Genomic DNA, 23,235 nt, shown 5'->3' with positions numbered 1-23,235 from the left:
ATGAAGGGAAGTTAAGGTTAAGCGATCTATCCCGATCAAGTCAATCGGGTATTGAACAGGCCTTGCCTCCGTCGGCAAATTGCGCGCAATGACCTCCCTGCTCACCCTGCGCGCCGGCCCCGCCGCGGTCGCCCACCTGCGCGAGCATGGCGGCCTCCGCGCCGATCACATCGACATCGTGCCGGGTGCCTCGGGAGGCGCCAAATGGATCGGCATCGGCGGACTCGACCGATATCTGTTCGGGCACCTGCTCCAAAGGCCGCGCAGCCACCCGCTGCACCTCATCGGCTCCTCGATCGGCAGCTGGCGCATGGCCTCGCTCGCTCAACGCGATCCAGTGGCCGCCCTCGCGCGCGGACACGAGGCGTACATCTACCGCCAGCGCTATTCGCCCAAGCCGGATGCACGCGAGGTCAGCGACGTCCTCAGCCGCGCCCTCGACTATCTGCTCGGCGCCGAGGGCGTGCATGAGATCCTGTCGCATCCGACGTTTCGCGTGCACGTGATCACGGCCGAATCGCGCGGCCTCGCGTCGAGTGCACGTCGGCCTCTGCTGGCCACCGCCATGGCCCTCGCCGCCGCCGCCAACATCGTGACGCGGCGCTCGCTCGCCTGGCAGATGAAACGCACGATCTTTCATTCCGCCGGCGACGACTCACCGTTCTTGCACCTGCGCGACTTGCCGACCGTGCATCGCGCACTCACGCCCGAGAATTTGCGCGCGGCGCTGCTTGCCTCAGGATCGATTCCGCTGCTCATGGAAGGCGTGCGCATTCCCGGTGCCCCTGGCCTGCACTGGGACGGCGGCGTGACCGACTACCACCTGGACCTCGACTACGGGCCCGGTCCCGGCCTCGTGCTGTATGCGCACTTCTACGATCATGTCGTGCCGGGTTGGTTTGACAAATCGCTGCCGTGGCGACGCGCCGGTGCAGCGAATTTCTCTCGCACATTGCTCATCGCACCGTCGCCGGCGTTCCTGGCGTCGTTACCGGGCAAACGCCTTCCCGACCGCCGTGACTTCTTCGACTTCAGCGAAGCCGAACGCATGACGCGATGGCAAACGATTCTCGACGCGAGCACCGCACTTGGCGATGAGTTGCATGAGCTCATCGAGACCGGCCGACTGGTCGACGCCATCGTGCCCTGAACGTAGGCGTGTCGTCCACCCTCGATCGCTACCTGGCCTTTCGCCGTTCACTCGGAGCGCGTCCGGCGCTCGAGCCGCTCACCGTCCGCGCCCGCGGACTCGACTTCGCGGTGTATCGCACGCCGGCCGTGGCGGGCACGCCGCCGCTCGTGTGCATCAACGGCGGTCTGTTGTTCGATCACACGTTGCTCTGGCCCGCGCTCGCCGCACTCGCCACCGACCGGCAATTGATCTTCTTCGATCGACGCGGCCGTGGCCGAAGCGGGTCGCCACCCGGTGTGCAGGCCGCGCGCATCGAGTTCGACGCCGGCGACGTGCCCGCGCTGCGCCGTGCGCTCGGCATCCCGGCGTGGGATGTGCTCGGTCACTCGTGGGGCGGCGGTATCGCGATGCTCGCAACGGCGCAGGACCTCGCGAGCACGCGGAAACTCGTGCTGGTCAACGCCGTCGGCGTCACCAGTGCATGGCTCCCGCCACTCCACAAGGCCGGCGTGGCGAGACTTGAAGGAAGCGCGCAGGAGCGGCTCGCCGCGTTCGACCCGGCGTCACTCACGACACCCGATCTCGACGCGCACGCGCGCTACACGCAGGCGTTCTTTCCCGCCTGGTTTGCCGACCAGCAGTTCGCCGCCAGTGTGACACCACCCAAAGGCACCAGCGTCACCGGCGCGGTGGTCGCGGCGCGACTGCGCCGAGAAGGCTACGACTGGGGCGACGCGCTGCGTGACCTGCCCACGCCAACGCTCGTCGTGCATGGAGCGGCGGACGTCCTGCCGCTTGCGGAAGCATCACGCACGGCGGCGCACCTGGGCCACGCGCGTCTGCTGCCGGTCGCGGAGGCGGGCCACAATCCCTTCTGGGAAGCCCCCGTCGCGTTCTTCGCTGCGGTGCAGACCTTCCTCGCGGAGGGATCACCAGACTCCTGACGCGACTCGATGAAGACCGCGGAAACGCTGCTCGCCTGCTGTGTGGTCGGATTGGCCTGCTTCATCGGCGGGCAGAGTGTCGGCGTGCGCACGTCCGCCACGCGGAACGAGGCCGCCGGCGCGATCGATGAACGCGCCCCCCGTACCGGTCGCGGGCTCCGCATCGCGGTCGACAGCGGCACGATCGTGCCACGCGCGCTACGGCACGGCGAGGAGCTGCTGGTGCCATCGTCATTGCTCGTGCGCCCTGATCGCCCGTCGATCTCCGCCGACGAAATGCGTCGTCGCCTCGCCCCCGGCATCGAGGGCACCTACATGAACGCGCTGTTGCGCTCCCGCGATTCCGCCCTCACGCGCTGGCCCGACCGCACGACGCGGCCGCTGCGCGTGTTCATCCGCGATGGCGAGACCATCGAGGGATGGAAGCCGGATTATCTCCCGGTCGTGCGCGATGCGTTCGACACCTGGGTGCAAGCCGGCATTCCCGTGCGCTTCACGTTCGTCATCGACTCGGCGAGCGCCGACGTGCACGTGCGCTTCACCAGCTCGTTCGCCAATGGGATCAGCGGCAAGACCATCTGGAGCCGCGATGCCGCGTATTGGCTCGTCTCGAGCGATATCCAGCTGGCCGTGTCACATCCGGGCGGCGGCTACGTCACGCCCCCGCAGATGCGCGCTATCGCGCTGCACGAAGTCGGTCACTTGCTTGGTCTCGATCACGCTGAATCCTCCGACGACATCATGTCGGCTCGCGTACGGGTGCGAGAACTCAGCGAGACCGACCGCGCTACCGTACGATTGCTGTATACGGTGCCCGCCGGCAGTGTGAAGTAGGGGAGTAAGCCGGCGCTTACCAGCGGAGCGTGACCGTCCGCGTGCCGTTCGCGCGGGAGAACACGGTAAGCCGCGCATCGCGGGACGCCGCCCCGGCAATGGCACGACGCATCGCTTGCACATCGCGCACCGCCGTGCCGTTGAACGCGCGAATGATCTCGCCGCTCCGCAGTCCGGCCTCGGCGAATGGCGATCCCGGCATGGCGCGCAACAGCAGAATGCCCGGTTCGAGTCCCAACACCTCGGCAAAGTCGTCGTCGACCGTGGACAGCTGCGCGCCAAGCAGGACCGCGACACCGTTCGCGGGGACGGGACCTGAAATCGGGCCCGATATCGTACTCATGATTGGAGACGAGGGTGAGGCCGACGGTGCCGCCGACGAAATCATAAGACGACCACTGAGCGCCCGGGGCGCGTCGGGCGGCAGCGACGACATCGGGGCATCGGGGCCACGCATCACCACGATCTGTCGCTCCACCTTGCGCGCCACGACGGTCACCGGAATCTCGCGGGCCTTGGTTCCGCGCTTCACGCGCAGACGCACCGTCTCTCCGGGCACCAGCATGCTCTGGTAGTTCACCGCGCGCAGCTTGAGGTCGCGTCCGTTGTAGGCGAGCACCGTATCACCGGCGAGTACGCCGGCCCGTGACGCGGGCGACCCGATATCCACCGTCTCCACGACGGGATAGTCACAATGGCTGACCAGCACGCCCTCGGGAGTGACCGTGCGCACCTGCGCGCCGAGCAACCCGACACCCATGTAGCCCGTCTCGCTCACGGCGCGGCCCGACTGCGCTTCGGCGGCGGCGATGAACGCGGTGATCTGCGGTTGCAACGAGCGGATGTTCGCCTCGATCGCGGGCGCGCTCAATCGCAATGTGCGGATACTGTCTCCGCGCTGCACGGTGATCACCTCACCATCCGGACCATCGCGATGCTGTACGCGCACGATGATGGTTTGCATGAGCGAATCGACGCCGCGCTGCGCCTGCGTGATTCGCTGCACATCGACACCCTGCAGTTGCTGTTGCTGTTCGAGGGTGAACGCGACGCTTTCGAGCTCGCGCCTGAGACGCAACAGGGCCATGCCTTCGGGCGCATTCACCAACGCCGACGGGGTCGCCGCCAACTCGGCGCAGGCGTTCGCGGCGGAACTGGCGATGATCGTTCCGCGCACGCGGGTAGGCGTGCGCACCGTGGTCTGGGCGAGGAGCGCGTCGGCACTCAGCGCGCTGGCGGTGACGAACAGGACAACGGCGGACAACAAAGGGAGACGCATAATCAGTATCGCTCGATGGTCTTACCCACGGGCAGCGACGTGCCGAGCTGCTGCAGCGTGGCCTCGCGCGCGGAGAAGGCGGCGAGATAGTACTGGTTGAGGACAGGATCCTGCGGTGCGTCGCTGAGGGCGGCGCGCGAGGCGGCCATCATCTGGTCGAGCGCCGCCAAGCGGGCGCGATACACATCGGAGTCGTGCGGCGTGCTGTCATTGGCGGCCAGCCACAACGACGCGCGTTCGTAGTCCCGCTGCGCGCGATTCAGCAGGCTGGTGGCCTGACTCACCGACGCGAATTCTCCGGCGGCGCCATACGTGGCGGGACGCAATGAGACATCACCAAGCCCCAGCGATTCAGCCATCACTCCGGCCACGCCGGCGGCACGATCAGCCGACGCCGGGGTCCCTCCGGCGGTGACGCGTCCCAACACGGCACCACTGGCCATCAAGGCGACGGCCGCGGCGGCACGCAGCGACGAGCGGGCCCACCACGGGGTGACCGGTGCCGACGCATCGTTGATCGGGATCGTGGCGGCTCTCGGTGCAGAAGCCGATACAGATGTGGATACGGTGGTCTGTTGTTCGACCGGCCGCAGCCCACTGGCAATGGACTCCCAAGATGAGAGTCGATGTGTCGTATCCCTCGCGTCGTGCGTGACCAGCGCGCCGGCCATCTGCACCAGCTGCGCATACGCCTCGACCTCACCACGACAGGTGGTACAGGCCGCGAGGTGGGCGTGCTCCTCGGCCGTGAAGGCTTCGTGATCGAACGCGGCGAGCCGCTCAGAATCCAGGTGCTGCATAGCTGCGATCCATGCCGGTTGATGAAGTGTCGACAAGCGGGGCGAGCAACCGGCGAAGCTTCGCACGCGCCTTGAAGAGCTGCGACTTCGAACCGCCGGGGGTGATCCCCAGCTCCGTCGCGATCTCTTCGTGGGTATAGCCTTCCACATCGTGCAACAGGAACACCGTGCGGGCGCCGGGCGACAGCTTGCGCGCCGCCTCATCGATCGTGTGCGCGAGCATGCTGCGATCGGCGTCCTGCTCCACATAGGCCGAGTCTTCTTCGATCGCCGTTTCGGTCGCGGCAAGTCGCTTGGTACGCCGAAGTGCATTCAGCGTGCGATTGATGGCGACGCGATGTACCCAGGTGCTGAACTTCGCGTCGCCCCGCCATGACGGGAGGGCGCGAAAGATCTGGATCCATACTTCCTGCGCGATGTCCTCGGCAAGGTCGGGATCCGCGGCGAGTCGACGGACGACGGCGTCGACATGCGCGGCGTGCTGATTCCACAGCAGGCGCATGGCTCGCTCGTCGCCCTCGATCGCCCGGCGGACGATAGCGGCGTCGGTTTCCATGGGTTCCATCGAATCTGTCACCAGATGTCGAGAATGGGTTGCCTCTGCCGCGACATCACAAAACCCCCGTTGCTTTCGGCGAACCGAATCGTGAAAACAGGGTAGATCCGCTTGACGGGCGCAGCAGTCCGTCTTAAATGCCCATGGTGGGGTTTTTGCCCACCGTTGGTTCTTTTCCCTACGGCCGGACACCACTGGTGTTACTGCTCGCCGCACTCGTCATCGCTGCTGCCGACATGACGGCCACCAACGGGCTCCCCGAACGGGAACCGGCCGCCGTTGGCATGTCCTCGGCGCGCCTGGCCACGATCGATCGCGTAGTCCAGCGCGGGGTCGAGGCGGGCGGGTATCCCGGCGCATCGGTCGTAGTGGGTCGAAAGGGCTACTCGGTCTTGTCGCGCGGCTTCGGCGCGCTCGATTGGTCGGGCCGGACCCGGGTCTCGTCGCGGGAAAGCATCTACGACCTCGCGTCGCTCACGAAGGTCGTGGCGACCACCACGGCCATCATGGTGTTGTACGATGCGGGCAAGGTCGATATCGACGCACCCGTGTCGCGGTACCTCCCTGACTTTTCCGGCGGACTGCGCGATCAGGTGACGGTTCGTCATCTGCTCACACATCGCGCCGGTCTGCCAGCCGGCCGTGAACTCTGGCGTATCGCGAAGACCCCGGCCGAAGCGCGTGCGGCCGTGATGACCTCGCCGATCCAGTGCGCGCCCGGTAACTGCTACGAGTATTCCGACCTCGGCGCCGACCTCCTGGGCTTCGTCGCCGAAGCGGCCAGCGGCCAAACGCTCGATGCCTTCCTGGAGCGTGCCGTCTTCGCGAAGCTGGGCATGTCGGACACGCATTTCCGCCCGGACGCGATGTCGTCGGTGCGCACGGCGCCCACCGAGATCGCACCGCCGCGCGGTTATCCGCTGCGGGGCGAGGTGCATGACGAGAACGCCTACGCGCTCGGTGGCGTGGCGGGGCATGCGGGGTTGTTCAGCACCGCCGAAGACTTGTCGGTGTTCGCCCAGATGCTGCTCGACGGCGGCGTCTACAACGGCGTGCGCGTGGTCTCCGATTCGGCGGTCGCGCTGTTCACGAAGCGGGCCGCCGGTCATCGCGCGTTGGGCTGGGATACCTGCGACGGCGGCGCCGGCTGCGGGCAGTACATGTCCGAGCGCGCCTTCGGCCACACCGGCTTCACGGGCACGTCGCTCTGGATCGATCCCGACCGGCAGATGTTCGTCATTCTCCTCACCAACCGGGTGCATGCGGCCCGGGCTCGACGTCCCAGCAAGGTCATCGCCGACGTACGGAACGACCTCGCCGATGCCGCGGTGCTCGCGGTGATGGACGATCCCACCGGCGTCATGGCGATGCCGGTCAGCTTCCGGGCCGACCGCGCGCAGGACTGGAACCGTCCCCTGCGGTCCAGTCGGGCCAGCAGCGCGGCTTCTCGTCGGCGGGCAGCGGCCGCCAAGCGGGCCTCAGCCAAGCGGGCCTCAGCCAAGCGGGCGGCGTCCAAGAAGTCGTCGGCCAAGTCGTCATCGAAGTCCACGGCGAAATCGGGCACCAAGGCGACGGTATCCAAGTCGTCGGTCAGCGCCAAAAAGAAGACCTCGGTGAAGAAGCCCGTGGTCAAAAAGAGCACCAAGAAGAAGCGCTAGCGGAACAGGGACTGGACTGGTCGGTTATTGTTCTTCCATGGATCAGATCCAAGACCCGACGCCTGAAGCGGAACCCGCTGGCGAGATTTCGGCCGACCAAGCGCGTTTGGTGCTTCGTCGCGTGAAAGACCCGGAGCTCAATCTCAACATCGTCGATCTCGGCTTGATCTACGAGGTGCACGTAACCGGTTCGAACGTGCAGATCGATATGAGTCTCACGTCGCCTGGCTGCCCGTCAGGACCGGAAATCATGGGCGAGGCAGAACAGCAGCTGCGCACGATTCCGGGCATCGGTGACGTCACGATGAACCTGGTGTGGTCGCCGCCCTGGACGCCCGAGCGCATCGAGCCCCGGGTCCGCGCCTACATGGGCTTCTAGGCTGCCCAGACGCTCAGGAAAGCTCGGCGCGCAGCACCGCGTCCCGCTCGGCCCGCTCGGCCCGCGCCAGGCGGAGTAGCAACAGCGCCACCGGCACCAGCATGACCGCGCCCGTCCAGAGGGCGAAGTCGGCCACGTTGGCCACAATCGTGGTTTCGCCGGACAGTCGGATCGCTAAAAAGTCGGCGACGCCTTCGGGGCCGAAGAGCATGCTGAGCAGGTTGCCTACGGCGCCGCCAGCGACGAACGCCAGCGCCCGCGTAGCGCGACGGTCTACCGCAGCCATCGCCTGCACCACCGACGCGATCAAGCCGACGGCCAACAGGGTGACCAGAACGTTGAGCTGCCACGTGTAGGGGCCGACCTGCACGCCGCCGGCACTGCCCGTGTTGAACACGACAAACAGTGAGAACCGATCGCTGAAGGGCACAACCCCGCTCGATCCCAGTGACCGAACCGCGACTTCTTTCGCCAGGAGATCGACGGTGGCAACGAGCGCCGTGATCCCGATGAAGCGGGCACGGACGGTGTCGAACAAGCCCTGGACGCGTGAAGCGCGAAGCGTATCGAGTCGCATGCTGTGGGGCGGCGGGAGGGAAGAGACAAACCTGAGCGGTTATTGGCTCCTCCTAGCGCACTCTGCGTGCCGCGACGACGTGAATGGATCGACATTTCTGTGGCGACCGGGGCGGGGTCACCATCTCTCGTTAAGTCATTTCATTGCGGCTCTTTATCGCGTTCGGAGCGACCGGGGCCGATGATGGCTGTGGACGATTTTGCTGAGCGCCATGTGTAGCGCGCGATGCACACCTAGTGCGCTCCCGATACGGTCGTAGCGACCGCGCCACAATTCGGCGCGGCGGGCCGATCACGATTACTCGGCCTTGTACGGCGAATCGGCAGTGGTCGCGAACGGCGCGAGCGCCTTCACGAAGCCAGGACCGAGCACCTCGGCCTGCCATTTCCGGAGCTCGGGGAGCTCTTGAAGGTCATCCACGTGGCGCGGACGACGACGCGCCACCGCTTCCATCCGGTCGCGCGAGCAGAGCACGCCCGGATCAAGATCGAGGTCGGTCGCCACGACATCACGCACGGCCTTGAGCCGCGCCACGCGATCGTCGAAGTCGGCCTCGCGATCCCAGCGCGCCGCTTTCGGAAAGCGCGGTAGATCGGCCTCAGCCACGTCGTTACCGCGAGCGATGGCCTGCAACGCTTCCTGGGCGCGCCCGTCGTTCATACCGCGCGGGAAGCCCTTCACCGCGAACAGCGTGTCGCGCGTCATTGGCGCGAGACGTGCCAGATCGAGCAGTGTTTCGTTGCCGGCGACGCGGAACGTCGCGCGATCGAGCTCGGCGGCGATCGAGTCACGCCACTTGACCAGCTCGCGAAGACGCGCGAGTTCACGACGCGTGAGATCGCGTGCGCCCTTCATGCGAAGAAAGCTGTTCTCGGCCTGATCGGGATCCCATCGCGTGGTTTCCGCACGAATGAATTCTTCCTGCGCCCAATGCCAGCGACCCTTCGTCACCAACTGCTGATGTAGCTTGTCGCGAAGGCCGAGCAAGTGGCGTGTGTCTTGCGCTGCGTAATCGAGCATGTCCGCCGTAAGGGGACGCATGCTCCAGTCGGCGCGCTGATGCTTCTTGTCGAGCTTCAGGCCGAAATACTGTTCCAGCAACGCAGCGAGACCGAATGCCCGAATACCCAAGAGCTGTGCGGCCACGCGCGTGTCGAACAGATTCTTCACCTGCCATCCATAGTCCTGATGCAGCAGTCGCAGATCGTAATCGGCGTCGTGCAACACGATTTCCACCTGCGGATCCTCGATCAATGCACCCAGACGCGACGGCTTGCCGATCGGGAGCGGATCGATCACGGCTTCATGTCGATCGGTGGACATCTGCAGCAGATAGATGCGGTCCACGAAGCGGTGAAAACTCGCGCCTTCCGTATCGAGCGCGATGGCTCGGACCGGTGAGAGGCTGGCGAGGAACTGATCGACAGAGTCGACCGTATCGAGATAGAGCGGTGCGGATGCTGACATGGCTATCCGAAAGGTACATCGGTCCGCTTCACAGAGGGGGAAATTTGCCGAATGAATGCGTCTGGTACCTATGGCACCGCGTCGGCGTGTCTTCCGCAGTAGTTTCGTCGCTATGACCACCGTCGATCAGGATTTACTCCCCGAGCCGCTGTCCCCTGAGCGGCGAGGCTGGCGCACCGCCGACCTCGCCCGGGCTTCTGTCGTTGCGCTGGCCGTCTGGTTCGGGCTGCAGCTGGCCTGGTCCGTGAGCTCGCTGCTCTTCCTCGTCTTCCTCGCCACGCTCTTCGGTCTGGCGGTGGGCAGGGGGGTGGACTACCTCGAACGGTTCCGCATCCGTCGTGGCATCGCGTCGGCGCTGATCGTGCTCGGTACGATTGGCGCCATCGGCGGCGTGCTGGCCTGGACGGCGCCGACGCTGATCGAGCAGGGCAAACAGCTGCAGAGCGACTTCCCGGAGGCCGTCCACAAGCTCCAGACATGGATCGACTCGAAGCGCACCGGGCTGGTCGGCACGATCATCAAGTCTGCGGCCACGCCGCCGCCCAATGCCGGCGCGCCGACGGTCGTCGTGCCGGTCACGGTGATGCCAAACGCGAGCACGCGAAAGCCGACGGCGGCGCAGGTGCTGCGGCAGGAAGCGGACTCCATCGCCGCGTCGCCCAGTGAGGCGATCAAAAAGCGCATCACCGACGGGCTGGGCGGGGCGTCCCGCTACCTCTTCTCCTTCGTGTCGAACACGCTGGCCGCGGTGGCCGCGTTCTTTCTGCTCGTGTTCCTGGCGATGTACATCGGCGCCGAGCCCGAGGTCTATCGCGGGTGGCTGCTCGCAGTGGTACCCGCCACCTCGAGGGCGCAGGTACGACTGGTCCTGGCCGAAATCGCGACCGTACTCCGGAAGTGGCTCGTCACCCAGATGATCGCCATGGTGGTGATCGGTGTGGTGAGCATGATCGTGCTGCTGCTGCTCGGCGTGAAGGCCCCGTTCGCGTTGGCGTTCATCGCCGGTCTGTTCGAGTTCATCCCCACGGTGGGTCCGGTGCTGAGCGCCGTGCCGGCCGTACTGATGGCGTTCGTCGACTCACCGGAGAAGGCGCTGGCGGTACTGATCGCGTATTGGGGGATCCAGTTCCTCGAGAACAATTTGCTTATCCCCTATCTCATGCGCGGCGAAATGGACCTGCCGCCGGCGATCACGCTGGTCGCGCAATCGCTGATGACGCTGGTGTTCGGCTTCGTCGGGCTCATGGTCGCGGTACCGCTCACGGCGGCGGTCTTGGTGCCGCTGCGCATGATGGCCGAGCGCGAAAATGCCAGGGAGAAGGCGATGGTGAGGCACGGCAAGATGCAGAAGGAGCTGGCGCACGCCGACGTGGATCCGGACACCGTCATGGACGTGGCCGACAGTGGGCCCGTGACGGGGGCAACCATATGATCGCTCAGCTCCCGGGTTATCAGGTGGGATTCGACGACAACGGCGAGGGGCTGCCTGTCGTGTTCCTGCACGGATTTCCGCACGACCGGACCTTGTGGACCGCGCAGCGTATGTCGCTGGCGCCGCACGTCCGCTGCATCGTGCCCGATCTCCGCGGCTTCGGTCATTCGAGCACACACGGCCCGTTTTCGATGGACCAGTACGCCGACGATGTCGTGGCGCTGCTCGACTGGCTCGGGATCGAAGCGGCGGTGATCTGCGGTCTCTCGATGGGCGGCTACGTCGCGATGGCCATGTGGCGTCGGCATCCCGATCGGATCCGGGCGCTCATTTTCTCGGATACCAAGGCCGGCGCCGACAACGAGGAGACCCGGGGCAAGCGGGACGAGCTGATCGCGATCGTGAAGCGGGACGGCTCGCGGGCCATCGCCGACGCGCAGCTGCAGGGGATGCTGGGCAAGGAGTCGCGGGCGCGGCGCCCCGACGTGGTGAACACGATCCGGGTGATGATGGCGCGGCAGTCCGTGGCCGGAATCACGGGAGCGCTGCAGGCGCTCCGGGACCGCCCGGACTCACGGGAAACGCTCGGGACGATTACCGTTCCCACACTCGTGGTAGTGGGAGAAGACGATGTGCTGACGCCGATCAAGGAGGCGCGCGCGATCGCCGAAGCCCTTCCCGCCGCGGCGCGCGTCCGCATGGAGATCATTGCGGGGGCGGGACACCTGCCCTGCGTCGAGCGCCCTGCGGCGACGACACACGCATTCTCTGATTTCCTCGCGACGCTCGCCGATTAGGTCGTTTCGACTCCTCGACGGCGCCTTTCATTTCGCTCTTTTCCGCCGTCGATGACTGCTCCTGTTTCCGAAGCCGAACGTTCAACCGCCGCCCGTGTCGGGCAGGTGCTGTTCAAGAACCGCGGCTGGCTTCCCGTGCCGTTTCTGGCCGTGCCGCTGCTGGTGCCCGGCGTACAGTCGCCGAAGACCTGGATCGCCGGCCTGCTGCTCGTGCTGCTGGGCGAATTGGTGCGCACGGCGGGTGTAGCGGCCGCGGGTACCGTGACGCGTCGTCGCTCGCGCGATGTGCAGCGCCTGGTCACGTACGGCGCGTTCGCCTGGTGTCGCAATCCACTGTACGTGGGCAACTTCCTCGCGTGGATCGGCTTCACGGTGGTGTCGGGCGTGAACTGGTTCATTCCCGTGGCGATCGTGATCTTCGCGATCGAGTACACGCTGATCGTGCGCTACGAAGAAGGCGTGCTGGAGTCGATCTTCGGTCAGGAGTATCTGGACTACAAGGCACGCACGCCGCGTTGGTTCGGTCGTCCGCCCAGTGGCAGCACAGAAGGCCAGCACGACTGGGCCGAGGCCATCTGGAGTGAGCGCTCGACGGTGCTGCAGTACGTGGTGTTGTGCGGACTGTTCTGGCTCAAGAACCGCGGCTGGGCGTTCTAAACGCCTTCATAACCGCCGCAAGACGAAAGCGGGCCGCGACATGACGTCGCGGCCCGCTTTGTGTACTTCATGCACATGCCTTAGCGCGTGGGGCGTCCCGGCGGAGTCGGTCCGGCGAAGACTTCCTTGTTCTTGCCGATGAAGCTCTTGAGCTGCACAGGCACGTCTTCCTCGGGGAAGATCGCGGTGACAGGGCACTCCGGCTCGCAGGCGCCGCAGTCGATGCACTCATCGGGGTGGATGTAGAGCTGGTCCTCTCCCTCGTAGATGCAATCCACGGGGCAGACGTCCACGCACGACTTGTCCTTGACGGAAATGCAGGCTTCAGTAATGACGTAGGGCATGAGCGAAGTCTCGGGTCCGACGCGACCGGAAATGGCGGCGTTTGAGAAGGGAAGATACTCGACAGTGCACGCGCGACAAGCGGAAAAATCGTGGGAACTTATCCGCGCCAGGGCGGCAATTCGCCGCGCTTGAGATCGGGATTCTCACGGTACAGCGTGAACGTGCGGCCGATGACCTGAATCACCTCGGCGCGCGTGCGCTCTGCCGCGTCACGGGCCGCGTCTTTGGCGGTGAGATCGCCGGCCTTGGCCACCTGGACTTTCACCAATTCATGCGTGCGCAGCACGTCATTGAGACTGGTGAGCAGCGCCGGCGTGAGTCCGGCGTGACCGATATGCACCTGCACGTTCAGGTGGTGTGCTTCCGCGCGCAACGCCGCACGGTCCTTGCCCTTCATGCTCATGAATCCCTCGGGCGCCAGCGAGCCGACGTCAGGGACGCAGGGCATCGAGCGCAAAGAACGAAAACGGGTTGATGGCAGGACCGTCCCACCATGCGCGACCCACAGCCCGCTTCATCACCTGAAAATGGAGATGCGGCGTGTCCGGCGGTGCATTGCCCGTGGTTCCAACGTAGCCGATCACCGACCCCTTGGCGACTCGGTCACCCACCGCGAGCCCTTTCCGGTAGCGCTGGAGGTGGGCGTAGTAGTACACGAATCGCAGTTCGGCATCGTAGGCGTAGATCACGATGCCCCCGACGGGCCCGGAAAAGAGACGTCCGATAATGAGGTCATCGGAGGCCACGACGGCCGAATAGCGCGGCGCCAGGATATCGAGCGCCCCGTGAATGCCTCCGGTACGCTTGGCCGTGAAGTTGTCCCGGAGCGCACTGCGCGGGATCCCTTCGACCGGCACCATCAATTGCCGATGCCAGAGGGCAGCGAGGTCGTCGTCGCTGACCCGCGCATCGAGGGGGCCCACGTGGGCCGGGGTGGGGCCGATCGTCCCGGGATCGGCCGACGACTCGCCCCCCGGGGCCGGCAAGGGCTCGACGGCAGGTCGGAGGGTACGTGATGACGAACACGCGCCCAACACCGAGAGCAGCACCACCGCAGCCGCCAACCGGGTCGGGGACCGGGCCGCGGCGCGCGCCACACTCACCCCTTGACCACTTCCGGGCGGAAGAACGGCTCAAGATAGCGAAGCAGATCGTCCACTGAGCGCACCTTGACCTTGAGCTCGTCGAGCTCGTTGGCGCGGGGCAAGCGCGCCCCGGCACGATCGGCGATCACCAGTACCGCATCCTCGAGATCAAGATCGATCAGGCCGTACTCCTGCTCGAGAATGTCGTTGGGATTCACGATATAGTGCGGCCCCACGGCGCCATGTCGCTCGGCCAGATACGCATACACCTGCGACAGCAGCAGTTCGGGATAGCGGCCCCGGAACGCATCACGGAAGCGCGACAGCCCGTCGCGCTCGATCGACGCCTGATTGATCCGCTGCGCGCGAATCAAGGCGAACAGTCCGATTACGAGCACCACGACGGCAACGATGACGGTCAGACGCACGACGTTCGATGCCTCCGGTGGGGATTTCGTTCAGAAGGGGCTGCGTGCAATCGCGCAACGCCGATATGCTACTCATTTTACGGCGTTCGCGCGATGCCGACGATGAACTTTCCTGTTTTTTCGACTCGCTGGTATACGCGCCCTGGACGACGTCCGCTGAAATGCTGCGGTTGCCTTCGCCCGCGGAATCCTCGCGGCGGTAATTCGTCAACAGATTCGTTGACGTAATGGTCAAAGCCGAGTTATACTGTCCCTCATGCAGGATGTGATCGGGGCACTGGGGGGCTTTCGGGGTGTGCGAGCCGAGTTACTGGTGGCGCTGAAGAAAGCGCAGCCGCTCACGGCGCACGAGCTCGGGGAACAGTTCGGTCTCACGACCAACGGACTCCGTCGCTATCTCAAGGCGCTCGAAGAGGATGGTCTGGTGCGCTATCAGCGTGCCGTGCATGGCGTGGGCGCGCCCGTGTTCGCGTATTCGCTCACGGCGGCCGGCGAAGCGCTCTTTCCGCGCAGCTACGTCTCGGTGCTGGCCACGGCGCTCGATGCGCTGCGGGCCGAGCGGGGCAGCGCGGCCGTGGCGGGGGTGCTGGAGTCGGAGTGGAATCGGCTGGCCGACGAGGCCGGACCGGTGCTGGACGCATTGCCGCTCGAGGAGCGCATGCCGTTGGTGGCCGAGTTGTTGACGGCCAAGGGCTACATGGCGGAGGCGGTGCAGGTCGATCGCGCCGACGGGGAACCCGCCGTGACCACGTTGCGGATTCATAACTGTGCGGTGCGTGAAATCGCCGAGCGGTTCCCGGAAGCGTGCGCGGCGGAAGCAAAGTTCGTGGAGCGGTTGCTGGGTGTCCCTCTGGTGCGCGGCGCGCATCGGAAGGACGGCTGCGGCCGATGTGAATACGGCGTGTTGAGCCACCTTTTGGCTGAGAAACAGGAGCAGGCATGAGTTCGACCATCGAGTCGCTGGTCAATCGCGAGTACCAGTACGGATTCACGACAGATTTCGAGGCGGAGACGCTCCCGCCCGGCTTGTCGGAAGACACGGTCCGCTTCATTTCGGCGAAGAAGGGCGAGCCCGAGTGGCTGCTCGACTGGCGCCTGAAGGCGTTCCGCCGCTGGCTCACCATGACGGAGCCGCATTGGGGCAACGTGACGTATCCGCCCATCGACTATCAGGCGGCGAGCTACTACTCCGCGCCGACGTCGGTGAAGCCGCTTGCGTCGCTCGACGAAGTCGATCCGCAGCTGCTCGACATGTACAACAAGCTCGGCATCTCGCTGAGCGAACAGAAGCGCATGAACGGCGTGGCCGTCGATGCCGTCATCGACTCGGTGTCGGTGGGCACGACGTACAAGGAAGAGTTAGCCAAGTTCGGCATCATCTTCATGTCGTTCGGCGAAGCCGTGCGTGAGCATCCGGAGCTGGTACAGAAGTACCTCGGCTCGGTGGTGCCGTACAGCGACAACTTCTTCGCCGCACTGAACAGCGCGGTGTTCTCGGACGGCTCCTTCTGCTACATCCCGAAGGGCGTGCGCTGTCCGATGGATCTGAGCACGTACTTCCGCATCAACGCGGCGGAGACGGGTCAGTTCGAGCGCACCCTGATCATCGCCGATGAAGGCTCGTACGTGAGCTACCTGGAAGGCTGCACCGCGCCCAAGCGCGACACCAACCAGTTGCACGCGGCCATCGTGGAGATCATCGCGCTCGACGGCGCGACGGTGAAGTACAGCACCGTGCAGAACTGGTACGCCGGTGACGAGAACGGCCTGGGGGGCATCTACAATTTCGTCACCAAGCGCGCCAAGGCCATGACGAATGCAAAGGTGTCGTGGACGCAGGTCGAAACCGGTTCGGCGATCACGTGGAAGTATCCGAGCGTGATCCTGCAGGGGGACAACAGCGTCGGCGAGTTCTACTCGGTGGCGGTGGCGAGCAAGATGCAGCAGGCCGACACGGGCACGAAGATGATCCATATCGGCCGCAACACGAAGTCCACCATCGTGTCGAAGGGCATTTCGGCGATGAAGGGGCAGAACAGCTATCGCGGCAAGGTGCAGATTCTGCCCAAGGCTGAGGGCGCGCGCAATTATACGCAGTGCGACTCGATGCTGGTGGGCAATGCCTGCGGCGCGCACACGTTCCCGTACGTCGAAGTGGGGAACAACAGCGCGATTCTCGAGCACGAGGCGAGCACGAGCAAGATCGGCGAAGATCAGATCTTCTACCTCAAGGCGCGCGGGCTCGACGCTGAACAGGCGGTCTCGATGATCGTGAGCGGGTTCTGCAAGGAAGTGTTCAAGGAGCTGCCGATGGAGTTCGCGCTCGAAGCGCAGCAGCTGCTCGGCATCACGCTTGAAGGTTCAGTCGGTTAAACGACGTCCTCCCTACTCCGTACTCCCTACTCCTTACTTCGCTTTTCTATGCTCGTTATCAACGATCTCCACGCCGCCATCGACGGCAAGCCGATTCTCAAGGGTATCTCGCTCACGGTGAACGCCGGTGAAGTGCATGCCGTCATGGGACCGAACGGCTCGGGCAAGAGCACGCTGGCGCAGGTGCTGGCGGGGCACCCGTCGTATGAAGTCACCGGTGGTTCCGTGACGTACAACGGCGTGGACCTGCTCGAGCTGGCGCCGGAAGTGCGCGCGCAGAACGGCGTGTTCCTGGCCTTCCAGTATCCCATCGAGATCCCGGGCGTGACCAACGCGTATTTCCTGCGTGCCGCCTACAACGAGATCCGCAGGTCGAAGGGACTCGAGGAAGTCGATCCGATGGAGTTCCTCGACGTGGTCGAGGAGAAGCTCAAGCTGGTGGACATGGATGTGAGCATGATGAGCCGCTCGGTGAACGTGGGCTTCTCGGGTGGTGAGAAGAAGCGCAACGAGATCCTGCAGATGGCCGTGCTGCAGCCGATGCTGTCGATTCTCGACGAAACCGATTCCGGTCTCGACATCGATGCCCTGCGTATCGTCGCGAACGGCGTGAACGCGCTCAAGCGTCCGGACAACGCGGCAATCGTGGTCACGCACTACCAGCGTCTGCTCAATTACATCGTTCCCGATTACGTGCACGTGCTGGCCGGTGGCCGCATCGTGAAGTCGGGTGACAAGTCGCTCGCGCTGGAGCTCGAAGCCCGCGGATACGACTGGGTGTTGGAGGCGGCGTGAGCGCTTCTGTGAGCACCCCGGTGAGCACCACGGTGACGTTTCAGGAGCAGGCCAGCGCGTTCGCTGCGTCGGCATCCGAAAGCGCTCCGGCCCCGCTCGCCACGTTGCGCGCCGCCGGCGCCGAGGCGTTCGCGCGCCTGGGCTTCCCGACCACGCGCAGTGAAGACTGGAAGTACACGAGTGTGTCGGCCATCGCCAACACGCCGTTCGTGGCCGCGCAGGAGCGTGCCGTGGGTACGCTCGACGCCGCGGCGCTCGAGCCGTACACGTTCGGTGGCGCGTGGCCCTTGGTGGTCTTCCTGAATGGCCGCTTCGCGCCGGCGCTGTCGTCGATCGGCGCGCTGCCCGATGGCGTGCGGGTGATGGATCTGGCCACGGCAGCCGTGCAGGAGCCCGAGCTGTTGGCGCGTCATCTCGGTGTGTCGGCTCCGGCCGACCGCGACGGATTCACTGCGCTCAATGCCGCGTTCGCCGGCGAGGGCGTGCTGATTCATGTGGCGAAGGAGATGGTGACCGACGTACCGGTGCATATCCTGCACGTGACCGACGCCAACGGCGCCGGCGTGATGAGCCATGCGCGTCATCTGCTGGTAGCGGACCGTCATGCCAAAGCCTCGGTGATCGAGAGCTACGTGTCGCTGGCCGACGTCTCGTACTTCACCAATTCGGTCGTCGAAGTGTCGGTCGACGACGGCGCTACGCTGCAGCTGCTGCGCATCCAGCGGGAGTCCCCCACGGCGTTTCATGTGGGCACGGTGGAAGCGCGTCAGGGGCGCGACAGTCACTTCATGGCGTTCACGTTCCAGACCGGAGCGGCGCTCTCGCGCAGCAACGTCTTCACCGTGCTGGCCGGCGAAGGCTGCGGCACCACGCTGAACGGTCTGTACATGTTGGGCGGCACGCAGCACGGCGACCATCAGACGCGCGTGGAGCATGTCGCCCCGAACTGCTTCAGCCGCGAGGCGTACAAGGGCCTGCTCGATGACGCGTCGCACGGCGTGTTCAACGGCAAGGTGTACGTGCACCCCGAAGCGCAGAAGACCGACGGCAAGCAGACCAACAACACGCTGCTGCTGTCGAAGGACGCGCAGATCGACACCAAGCCGCAGCTCGAGATCTTCGCGGACGACGTGAAGTGCACGCACGGCGCCACGGTGGGTCGCATCGACGAAACGTCGTTGTTCTACCTGAAGAGCCGCGGCGTAGGCCAGCTGCTCGCGCGTCAGCTGCTGATGTACGCGTTTGCCGCCGACGTACTGGAGACGATCGAGAACGAGGCGGTCAAAGAGGCGTTGGAGCAGTTGACGATGGTGCGGTTTACTGGTGAGACCCACCACTGAATTTTGTGAGCTTGGAGTTGTGAGTTGAAGTTTGGAGTTGTGAGTACTCACGACCCGGAACTTGAACTCACCACTCAAGACCCACGGACGTCCTCAAGGAATCATGTCCGATCTTCAAGAGCTTTACCAATCCGTCATTCTCGACCACAACCGCAAGCCGCGGAATTTCGGTGTGCTCGAGGGGTCGAACCGCGCGGCGGACGGCAAGAATCCGTTGTGCGGTGATGAAGTCCATGTGGCGTTGCACGTGGACGGCGACGTGATCACCGACGTCAAGTTCACCGGCCACGGCTGCGCGATTTCCAAGGCATCGGCCTCGCTTATGACGGCGGCGGTGAAGGGCAAGACGCGTGAAGAGGCGGAGACGCTGTTTCATCGTTTCCACGCGTTGGTGCTTGGGCAGGATGCCGGCGGCGGAAAGGATCTGGGGCAGCTCGTGGTCTTTTCGGGAGTGTCGCGCTTTCCGGTGCGGGTGAAGTGTGCGTCGCTGGCGTGGCACACCCTCAAGGCGGCGCTCGACGACGGGCCGACCGACGCGGTGACGTCGGTCAGTACCGAAGCGTGAGTGTGCCGGACGGGTTCGTTCGGGCGGCGGCATTGCGGGAGATCGACGCGGGACTGCCGCTGGGTGTGGTGATGACCGACGGCCGGCGGGTGTGTCTGGTGCGCGATGGGGATACGGTGCACGCGGTGGACGATCGCTGTCCGCATCGGGACTTCGCGATCTCCGGTGGTGATCTGGTGGAGCCGTGTGTGCTCGAGTGTCCGTGGCATGGCGCGCGCTTCGATGTGCGCACTGGCGCGGTGCTCTCCGGTCCATCCACCGACGATCTCGGTACGTATCCCGTACAGGTCGCCGATGGTGATGTCTTTGTCGGGCCGCGTCGCACGTAGTTCGTCGTGCGTGGCTGGTTGGTGGCCCGTTCGTATTCGAGAGGTTCTATGTCGATCGCATCTCTGGCGCCCCGCGCTGATTTTCCGTTGCTCGCCGCCAACCCGGCCCTGCACTACCTCGACTCGGCGGCCACGTCGCAGAAGCCGGCGGCGATGCTCGATGCATTGCGCCACTTCTACGAAACGTCGAACGCCAACCCGCATCGCGGCGCGTATGCGCTGTCGGCGCTGGCCACCGATGCCTACCACGATGCCCGCGCGACGATCGCGCGCTTCGTCGGCGTCGCCGATGCCGACTGCCTGATCTTCACGCGTGGGACCACCGAGTCGATGAACCTCGTGGCGTCGAGCTGGGGCGGTGCGCACGTAGGCCCCGGCGACGAGATCGTGGTCTCGGCGATTGAGCATCACGCCAACTTCGTGCCCTGGCAGCAGCTCGCCCTGCGCACGGGCGCCACGCTGCGCATCGTGGAGCTCACATCCACGCAGACGATCGACCTCGACATGCTGCGCGACGTGATCGGCGCGCGCACGAAGATCGTGGCGATTACCCACGTGTCGAACGCCGTGGGGTCGATCACGCCGCTGCAAGACGTGGTGCGCATCGTGCGCTCGCGGTCGGCGGCGGTGATCGTGGTGGACGGCGCGCAGGCCGTGCCGCATCTGGCCGTCAACTTCGATGCGCTCGACATCGACTTCTACGCGTTCAGCGGCCACAAGCTGCTGGGCCCGATGGGTATCGGCGTGTTGGTGGGGCGTCGCAAGCTGCTGGAGGCCATGCCGCCGTATCAGTTCGGTGGCGACATGATCGAGTGGGTCCGCGACGCCGACAGCACGTGGAATGTGCTTCCGCACAAGTTCGAGGCCGGCACTCCCAACGCGGCCGACGCGGTGGCCCTGGCGGCCGCTGTGCGGTATCTGGACGGTCTGGGCATGGCCAACGTGCGCGCCCACGAGATCGCGCTGCTGGAGGCCGCTGAGGCCCGTGTGCGGGCTCTGCCGGGCGTCACCGTGTACGGACCGCCGGCGGCGCAGCGCAGCGGGGTGCTCAGCTTCTCGCTGGCCGACGTGCATCCGCACGACCTGGCCACGATTCTGGATCAGCACGGCGTCTGCATCCGGGCTGGCCACCATTGTGCGCAGCCGCTCATGCGGCGGCTCGGCGTCAGTGCCACGGCGCGGGCCAGCTTCTACGTGTACAGCGACGGTAGCGACGTGGACGCGCTGGTCGGCGCGCTCACGGCCGCGCAGCAGCTCTTCGCGACGGTCGATTGAAGGAGCGCGGCCGATGAGCAGCGTTGCTCCGTTCACCGCCAGCATCGCGGCCATGTACCAGGATGCGCTGCTGGCGCATCATCGCGCGCCGCACAACCGGCGCGTGATCGAGTCGCCCAGCGCAGTCGGGGCGCGCAAGAATCCGGTGTGCGGTGACGACATCACGGTCATGGTCACGCTCGAGTCCGACGCAGTGCGCGACGTAGCGTTCACTGGACGCGGCTGCTCGATCGCCACAGCCTCGGCGTCGATGATGACCGACGCGGTGCTGGGGCTCACGGTGAGCGACGCGCTGGCCTTGGCCGACGCGGTCGACCGCATGCTGCATCCCGACGCGGGCCAGGCCGGTAGCGCGGATGCGGTGCCCGAGCCGTTGCCGGATGCGCTCACCCCGCTCCGCGGCGTGGCGCCGTTTCCGGGGCGTCACGGCTGCGCGATGCTGCCCTGGCAGGCGTTGCGCGAGGCGCTCACGGCGAAGCGGTAACACGACTGATCCCGCAGCGCTGAAACGGTTGACGCGACCAACGCAGGGCGTTCCATTCCCTGACATGTACGCACTCGCCATCATCCGCTACCGTCGCCCGTTCGAAGAGATTGCTCCGTATGTCGAGGAGCACCGGGCCTACTTGAAGGAACTCAAGGCGCAGGGGCTGTTGCTCGCGTCAGGACCGTTCGATCCCCGCGTCGGCGGCGGATTGCTGTTGCGGGTGCCCGACGCCGACGGTCCGGCCGCACTCGATCGCATTCGCAACGGCGATCCGTTTACCCGCTTGGCGCTGGCGCAGTACGAACTGCTGCCGTGGAATCCGGTGATCGGGAAGGAGGGGTTGGACACGCTGTAGTCTTTTGGGTGTGCTTTTGGATTGTTCGTCTTGAGCGGACAGTCCAGCGGTTCACGCGAAGGGCGCGAAGGGCCGCGAAGCTACGCGAAGAACAGCAGAAATCTTCGCGAGCCTTCGCGGCCCTTCGCGCCCTTCGCGTGAACCTACGGGCTATCGCCCCGCGCAAACGCCCAGGACAGCGAGACCATTACCAACTGGCCGCTCGCCAGTCGGATCAGACGGTTTGTTGCGCACACGCAGAGCACCGGTGGCGTTGTCGCGCACGATCATGGCCGACGATCCGCCGCCATCGAGATTGATGGCGCTCTGGGCACCGAGTGACTGCAACAGCTCGGCCGTCTGCCGCAGCGTCATCCCCACGCTGTAGCCGGGCTGGCGTCCGTCGATGACGGCCAGCAGCAGTCGCTGCGAGTTGCCCACTCGCGCGATGCCCGCGGCGGTGCGCGGATTCAGGCCTTGAAAGCCAGCGTTGCCTTCACGGTCCACGTCAGCGCCCACCACGCTGTCGACGAGCAGCACGCCGCGACCGCCGACGGTTTCGCGAGGCCAGTAGGGCGTGAGGCGTCGCTGCACGGTGACGGTATCACCGGCCACCGCCCGTGCGCGCAGGGCCGGTGGCACGATCAGCAAGAGCGTGTCGCCGTACACTAGCGTGTCGCCCGCGCGCGCGGCGCGCACGACGTACCGGCCGGCGCTCGTATCCTGCCGCACAGCCACGATGGGCTCGAGTCGCAGCGCGCGCGTGCGCACCAGCGTGTCGAGCGGCACGCCCCAGCGGGCGTCCACCAATCCGGCGCGATTGGCGGCCGGACGATTCCAGTTCTGCACGTCGACCGTACCGTGCGTCGACGTGACGGCGCCGCTCACGCGGACGGAGTCGATGAACAGGCCACGCTGCGCGTCGTACCCCAACAGCACATTGGGGCCCGGGCCGGCGATGACCGTACCGCGTTCGATGTGGGCATTGGTGAGCACGCCGGGCGGAGCGAACAAGAAGAAGTCGGCGTTAACGGCCGCGATCGGGTGCGACGCCGCCGGCAGCCGCGACAACAGCACGCTGGTTGTGTTGCGCCCCACCGCAGTGGCCTCGCCTTTCACCGCCTGCACGCTGACGCACGCCGACATGTTGACGTCGAGGACCCACGCCCGCCACGGCGCCTTCACGTTTACCAGGCGATGCAGTCGCACCGCGTTGGAGAGCACCTCGGTGTCGATGGTGTCGGCCACCGACGGTGACACCACGAACGGAAAGCGCGGCGCGCGGCCCGGCAGCACGGTGCGGCAGGCCGACAGCAGTGGAAGCGCGGCCAGCAGCGGCCACACGAAAGCGCGAATTCGCATGGTCC

At 65.6% G+C, this 23,235-nt stretch carries 27 protein-coding genes; 17 read left to right on the top strand and 10 right to left on the bottom strand.

Annotated elements, in window-relative coordinates:
* Window positions 1–88: 88 nt before the first annotated feature.
* The 3 genes from HKW67_RS20930 to HKW67_RS20920 are packed head-to-tail and all read left to right on the top strand — an operon-like array spanning window position 89 to window position 2,910.
* Entirely contained in the window at window positions 89–1,150 is a 1,062-nt protein-coding gene (locus HKW67_RS20930) for a patatin-like phospholipase family protein (protein WP_171227244.1), read from the top strand.
* Window positions 1,151–1,158: 8 nt separating this feature from the next.
* Window positions 1,159–2,076 carry an alpha/beta fold hydrolase gene (locus HKW67_RS20925; RefSeq protein ID WP_171227243.1) on the top strand — a complete coding sequence of 306 codons (918 nt, stop codon included), beginning with the start codon at window positions 1,159–1,161 and terminating at the stop codon, window positions 2,074–2,076.
* A 9-nt stretch (window positions 2,077–2,085) separates the two neighbouring features.
* Entirely contained in the window at window positions 2,086–2,910 is an 825-nt protein-coding gene (locus tag HKW67_RS20920; protein WP_171227242.1) for a matrixin family metalloprotease, read from the top strand.
* Window positions 2,911–2,926: 16 nt separating this feature from the next.
* On the opposite strand, the gene HKW67_RS20915 is transcribed toward HKW67_RS20920, so the two are convergent.
* The 3 genes from HKW67_RS20915 to HKW67_RS20905 are packed head-to-tail and all read right to left on the bottom strand — an operon-like array spanning window position 2,927 to window position 5,566.
* Complete coding sequence (locus HKW67_RS20915; protein WP_171227241.1) at window positions 2,927–4,189, bottom strand: PDZ domain-containing protein; 1,263 nt, start codon at window positions 4,187–4,189, stop codon at window positions 2,927–2,929.
* A 2-nt stretch (window positions 4,190–4,191) separates the two neighbouring features.
* Window positions 4,192–4,989 carry a VIT1/CCC1 transporter family protein gene (locus HKW67_RS20910; RefSeq protein ID WP_171227240.1) on the bottom strand — a complete coding sequence of 266 codons (798 nt, stop codon included), beginning with the start codon at window positions 4,987–4,989 and terminating at the stop codon, window positions 4,192–4,194.
* Window positions 4,970–5,566, bottom strand: a complete 597-nt coding sequence (locus HKW67_RS20905; protein WP_171227239.1) for an RNA polymerase sigma factor — start codon at window positions 5,564–5,566, stop codon at window positions 4,970–4,972. The genes HKW67_RS20910 and HKW67_RS20905 overlap by 20 nt, the downstream gene beginning before the upstream one ends.
* Window positions 5,567–5,742: 176 nt before the next feature.
* Here HKW67_RS20905 and HKW67_RS20900 point away from each other — a divergent pair, with 176 nt between their 5' ends.
* Window positions 5,743–7,203, top strand: a complete 1,461-nt coding sequence (locus HKW67_RS20900; RefSeq protein ID WP_171227238.1) for a serine hydrolase domain-containing protein — start codon at window positions 5,743–5,745, stop codon at window positions 7,201–7,203.
* Window positions 7,204–7,240: 37 nt separating this feature from the next.
* Window positions 7,241–7,582 carry a metal-sulfur cluster assembly factor gene (locus tag HKW67_RS20895; protein WP_171227237.1) on the top strand — a complete coding sequence of 114 codons (342 nt, stop codon included), beginning with the start codon at window positions 7,241–7,243 and terminating at the stop codon, window positions 7,580–7,582.
* Between the two features lie 13 nt (window positions 7,583–7,595).
* Here HKW67_RS20895 and HKW67_RS20890 read toward each other — a convergent pair whose 3' ends face one another.
* Both HKW67_RS20890 and HKW67_RS20885 read right to left on the bottom strand, forming a co-directional pair.
* Window positions 7,596–8,159 (bottom strand): signal peptidase II, encoded by a 564-nt coding sequence (locus HKW67_RS20890; RefSeq protein WP_171227236.1) that lies wholly within the window; start codon window positions 8,157–8,159, stop codon window positions 7,596–7,598.
* A 297-nt stretch (window positions 8,160–8,456) separates the two neighbouring features.
* On the bottom strand, window positions 8,457–9,626 hold the full coding sequence (locus HKW67_RS20885) for a ribonuclease D (RefSeq protein ID WP_171227235.1): 1,170 nt from the start codon (window positions 9,624–9,626) through the stop codon (window positions 8,457–8,459).
* A 112-nt stretch (window positions 9,627–9,738) separates the two neighbouring features.
* On the opposite strand from HKW67_RS20885, the gene HKW67_RS20880 reads away from it, so the two are divergent.
* The 3 genes from HKW67_RS20880 to HKW67_RS20870 are packed head-to-tail and all read left to right on the top strand — an operon-like array spanning window position 9,739 to window position 12,512.
* A complete protein-coding gene (locus HKW67_RS20880; RefSeq protein ID WP_171227234.1) occupies window positions 9,739–11,058 on the top strand; it encodes an AI-2E family transporter in 1,320 nt (439 codons plus the stop codon).
* Complete coding sequence (locus HKW67_RS20875) at window positions 11,055–11,855, top strand: alpha/beta fold hydrolase (RefSeq protein ID WP_171227233.1); 801 nt, start codon at window positions 11,055–11,057, stop codon at window positions 11,853–11,855. The genes HKW67_RS20880 and HKW67_RS20875 overlap by 4 nt, the downstream gene beginning before the upstream one ends.
* Window positions 11,856–11,906: 51 nt before the next feature.
* Window positions 11,907–12,512, top strand: coding sequence for a methyltransferase family protein (locus tag HKW67_RS20870; protein WP_171227232.1), 606 nt, complete (start codon window positions 11,907–11,909; stop codon window positions 12,510–12,512).
* Window positions 12,513–12,592: 80 nt separating this feature from the next.
* On the opposite strand, the gene HKW67_RS20865 is transcribed toward HKW67_RS20870, so the two are convergent.
* The 4 genes from HKW67_RS20865 to HKW67_RS20850 all read right to left on the bottom strand — a co-directional run bounded on the left by HKW67_RS20865 (window position 12,593) and on the right by HKW67_RS20850 (window position 14,370).
* Window positions 12,593–12,856 carry a ferredoxin family protein gene (locus tag HKW67_RS20865; protein ID WP_171227231.1) on the bottom strand — a complete coding sequence of 88 codons (264 nt, stop codon included), beginning with the start codon at window positions 12,854–12,856 and terminating at the stop codon, window positions 12,593–12,595.
* Window positions 12,857–12,954: 98 nt separating this feature from the next.
* Entirely contained in the window at window positions 12,955–13,305 is a 351-nt protein-coding gene (locus HKW67_RS20860; protein ID WP_171227230.1) for a YhbY family RNA-binding protein, read from the bottom strand.
* Window positions 13,289–13,960: a M23 family metallopeptidase gene (locus tag HKW67_RS20855; protein ID WP_171227229.1), complete on the bottom strand. Its 672-nt coding sequence runs from the start codon at window positions 13,958–13,960 to the stop codon at window positions 13,289–13,291. Before HKW67_RS20855 ends, HKW67_RS20860 begins: the two co-directional genes overlap by 17 nt.
* Complete coding sequence (locus HKW67_RS20850; RefSeq protein ID WP_171227228.1) at window positions 13,957–14,370, bottom strand: hypothetical protein; 414 nt, start codon at window positions 14,368–14,370, stop codon at window positions 13,957–13,959. Before HKW67_RS20850 ends, HKW67_RS20855 begins: the two co-directional genes overlap by 4 nt.
* Before the next feature lie 256 nt (window positions 14,371–14,626).
* Here HKW67_RS20850 and HKW67_RS20845 point away from each other — a divergent pair, with 256 nt between their 5' ends.
* The 9 genes from HKW67_RS20845 (at window position 14,627) to HKW67_RS20805 (ending at window position 21,889) form a co-directional block, all read left to right on the top strand.
* Window positions 14,627–15,313, top strand: a complete 687-nt coding sequence (locus HKW67_RS20845) for a helix-turn-helix transcriptional regulator (protein WP_171227227.1) — start codon at window positions 14,627–14,629, stop codon at window positions 15,311–15,313.
* Window positions 15,310–16,743 (top strand): Fe-S cluster assembly protein SufB, encoded by a 1,434-nt coding sequence (sufB, locus tag HKW67_RS20840; protein WP_171227226.1) that lies wholly within the window; start codon window positions 15,310–15,312, stop codon window positions 16,741–16,743. Before HKW67_RS20845 ends, sufB begins: the two co-directional genes overlap by 4 nt.
* Before the next feature lie 48 nt (window positions 16,744–16,791).
* Entirely contained in the window at window positions 16,792–17,538 is a 747-nt protein-coding gene (gene sufC, locus HKW67_RS20835; RefSeq protein ID WP_171227225.1) for a Fe-S cluster assembly ATPase SufC, read from the top strand.
* Window positions 17,535–18,878, top strand: coding sequence for a Fe-S cluster assembly protein SufD (gene sufD, locus HKW67_RS20830; protein WP_171227224.1), 1,344 nt, complete (start codon window positions 17,535–17,537; stop codon window positions 18,876–18,878). The genes sufC and sufD overlap by 4 nt, the downstream gene beginning before the upstream one ends.
* Window positions 18,879–18,981: 103 nt before the next feature.
* Window positions 18,982–19,443, top strand: a complete 462-nt coding sequence (gene sufU, locus HKW67_RS20825) for a Fe-S cluster assembly sulfur transfer protein SufU (protein WP_171227223.1) — start codon at window positions 18,982–18,984, stop codon at window positions 19,441–19,443.
* Window positions 19,440–19,772, top strand: a complete 333-nt coding sequence (locus HKW67_RS20820; RefSeq protein WP_171227222.1) for a non-heme iron oxygenase ferredoxin subunit — start codon at window positions 19,440–19,442, stop codon at window positions 19,770–19,772. Before sufU (HKW67_RS20825) ends, HKW67_RS20820 begins: the two co-directional genes overlap by 4 nt.
* A gap of 48 nt (window positions 19,773–19,820) precedes the next feature.
* Window positions 19,821–21,047, top strand: a complete 1,227-nt coding sequence (locus HKW67_RS20815; RefSeq protein ID WP_171227221.1) for an aminotransferase class V-fold PLP-dependent enzyme — start codon at window positions 19,821–19,823, stop codon at window positions 21,045–21,047.
* Window positions 21,048–21,060: 13 nt separating this feature from the next.
* Window positions 21,061–21,531 (top strand): Fe-S cluster assembly sulfur transfer protein SufU, encoded by a 471-nt coding sequence (gene sufU / locus HKW67_RS20810; RefSeq protein ID WP_171227220.1) that lies wholly within the window; start codon window positions 21,061–21,063, stop codon window positions 21,529–21,531.
* Window positions 21,532–21,595: 64 nt separating this feature from the next.
* Entirely contained in the window at window positions 21,596–21,889 is a 294-nt protein-coding gene (locus HKW67_RS20805) for a YciI family protein (RefSeq protein WP_171227219.1), read from the top strand.
* Window positions 21,890–22,039: 150 nt separating this feature from the next.
* Here the strand turns inward: HKW67_RS20805 and HKW67_RS20800 are convergent, their stop codons facing one another.
* A complete protein-coding gene (locus tag HKW67_RS20800) occupies window positions 22,040–23,230 on the bottom strand; it encodes a phosphodiester glycosidase family protein (protein ID WP_171227218.1) in 1,191 nt (396 codons plus the stop codon).
* Between the last annotated feature and the right edge of the window lie 5 nt (window positions 23,231–23,235).

Source organism: Gemmatimonas groenlandica (assembly GCF_013004105.1).
In the GTDB taxonomy this organism is placed as follows: domain Bacteria; phylum Gemmatimonadota; class Gemmatimonadetes; order Gemmatimonadales; family Gemmatimonadaceae; genus Gemmatimonas; species Gemmatimonas groenlandica.
The sequence above is the reverse complement of the archived record's forward strand: the minus strand, read 5'-3'. Positions and strand labels throughout refer to the sequence as shown.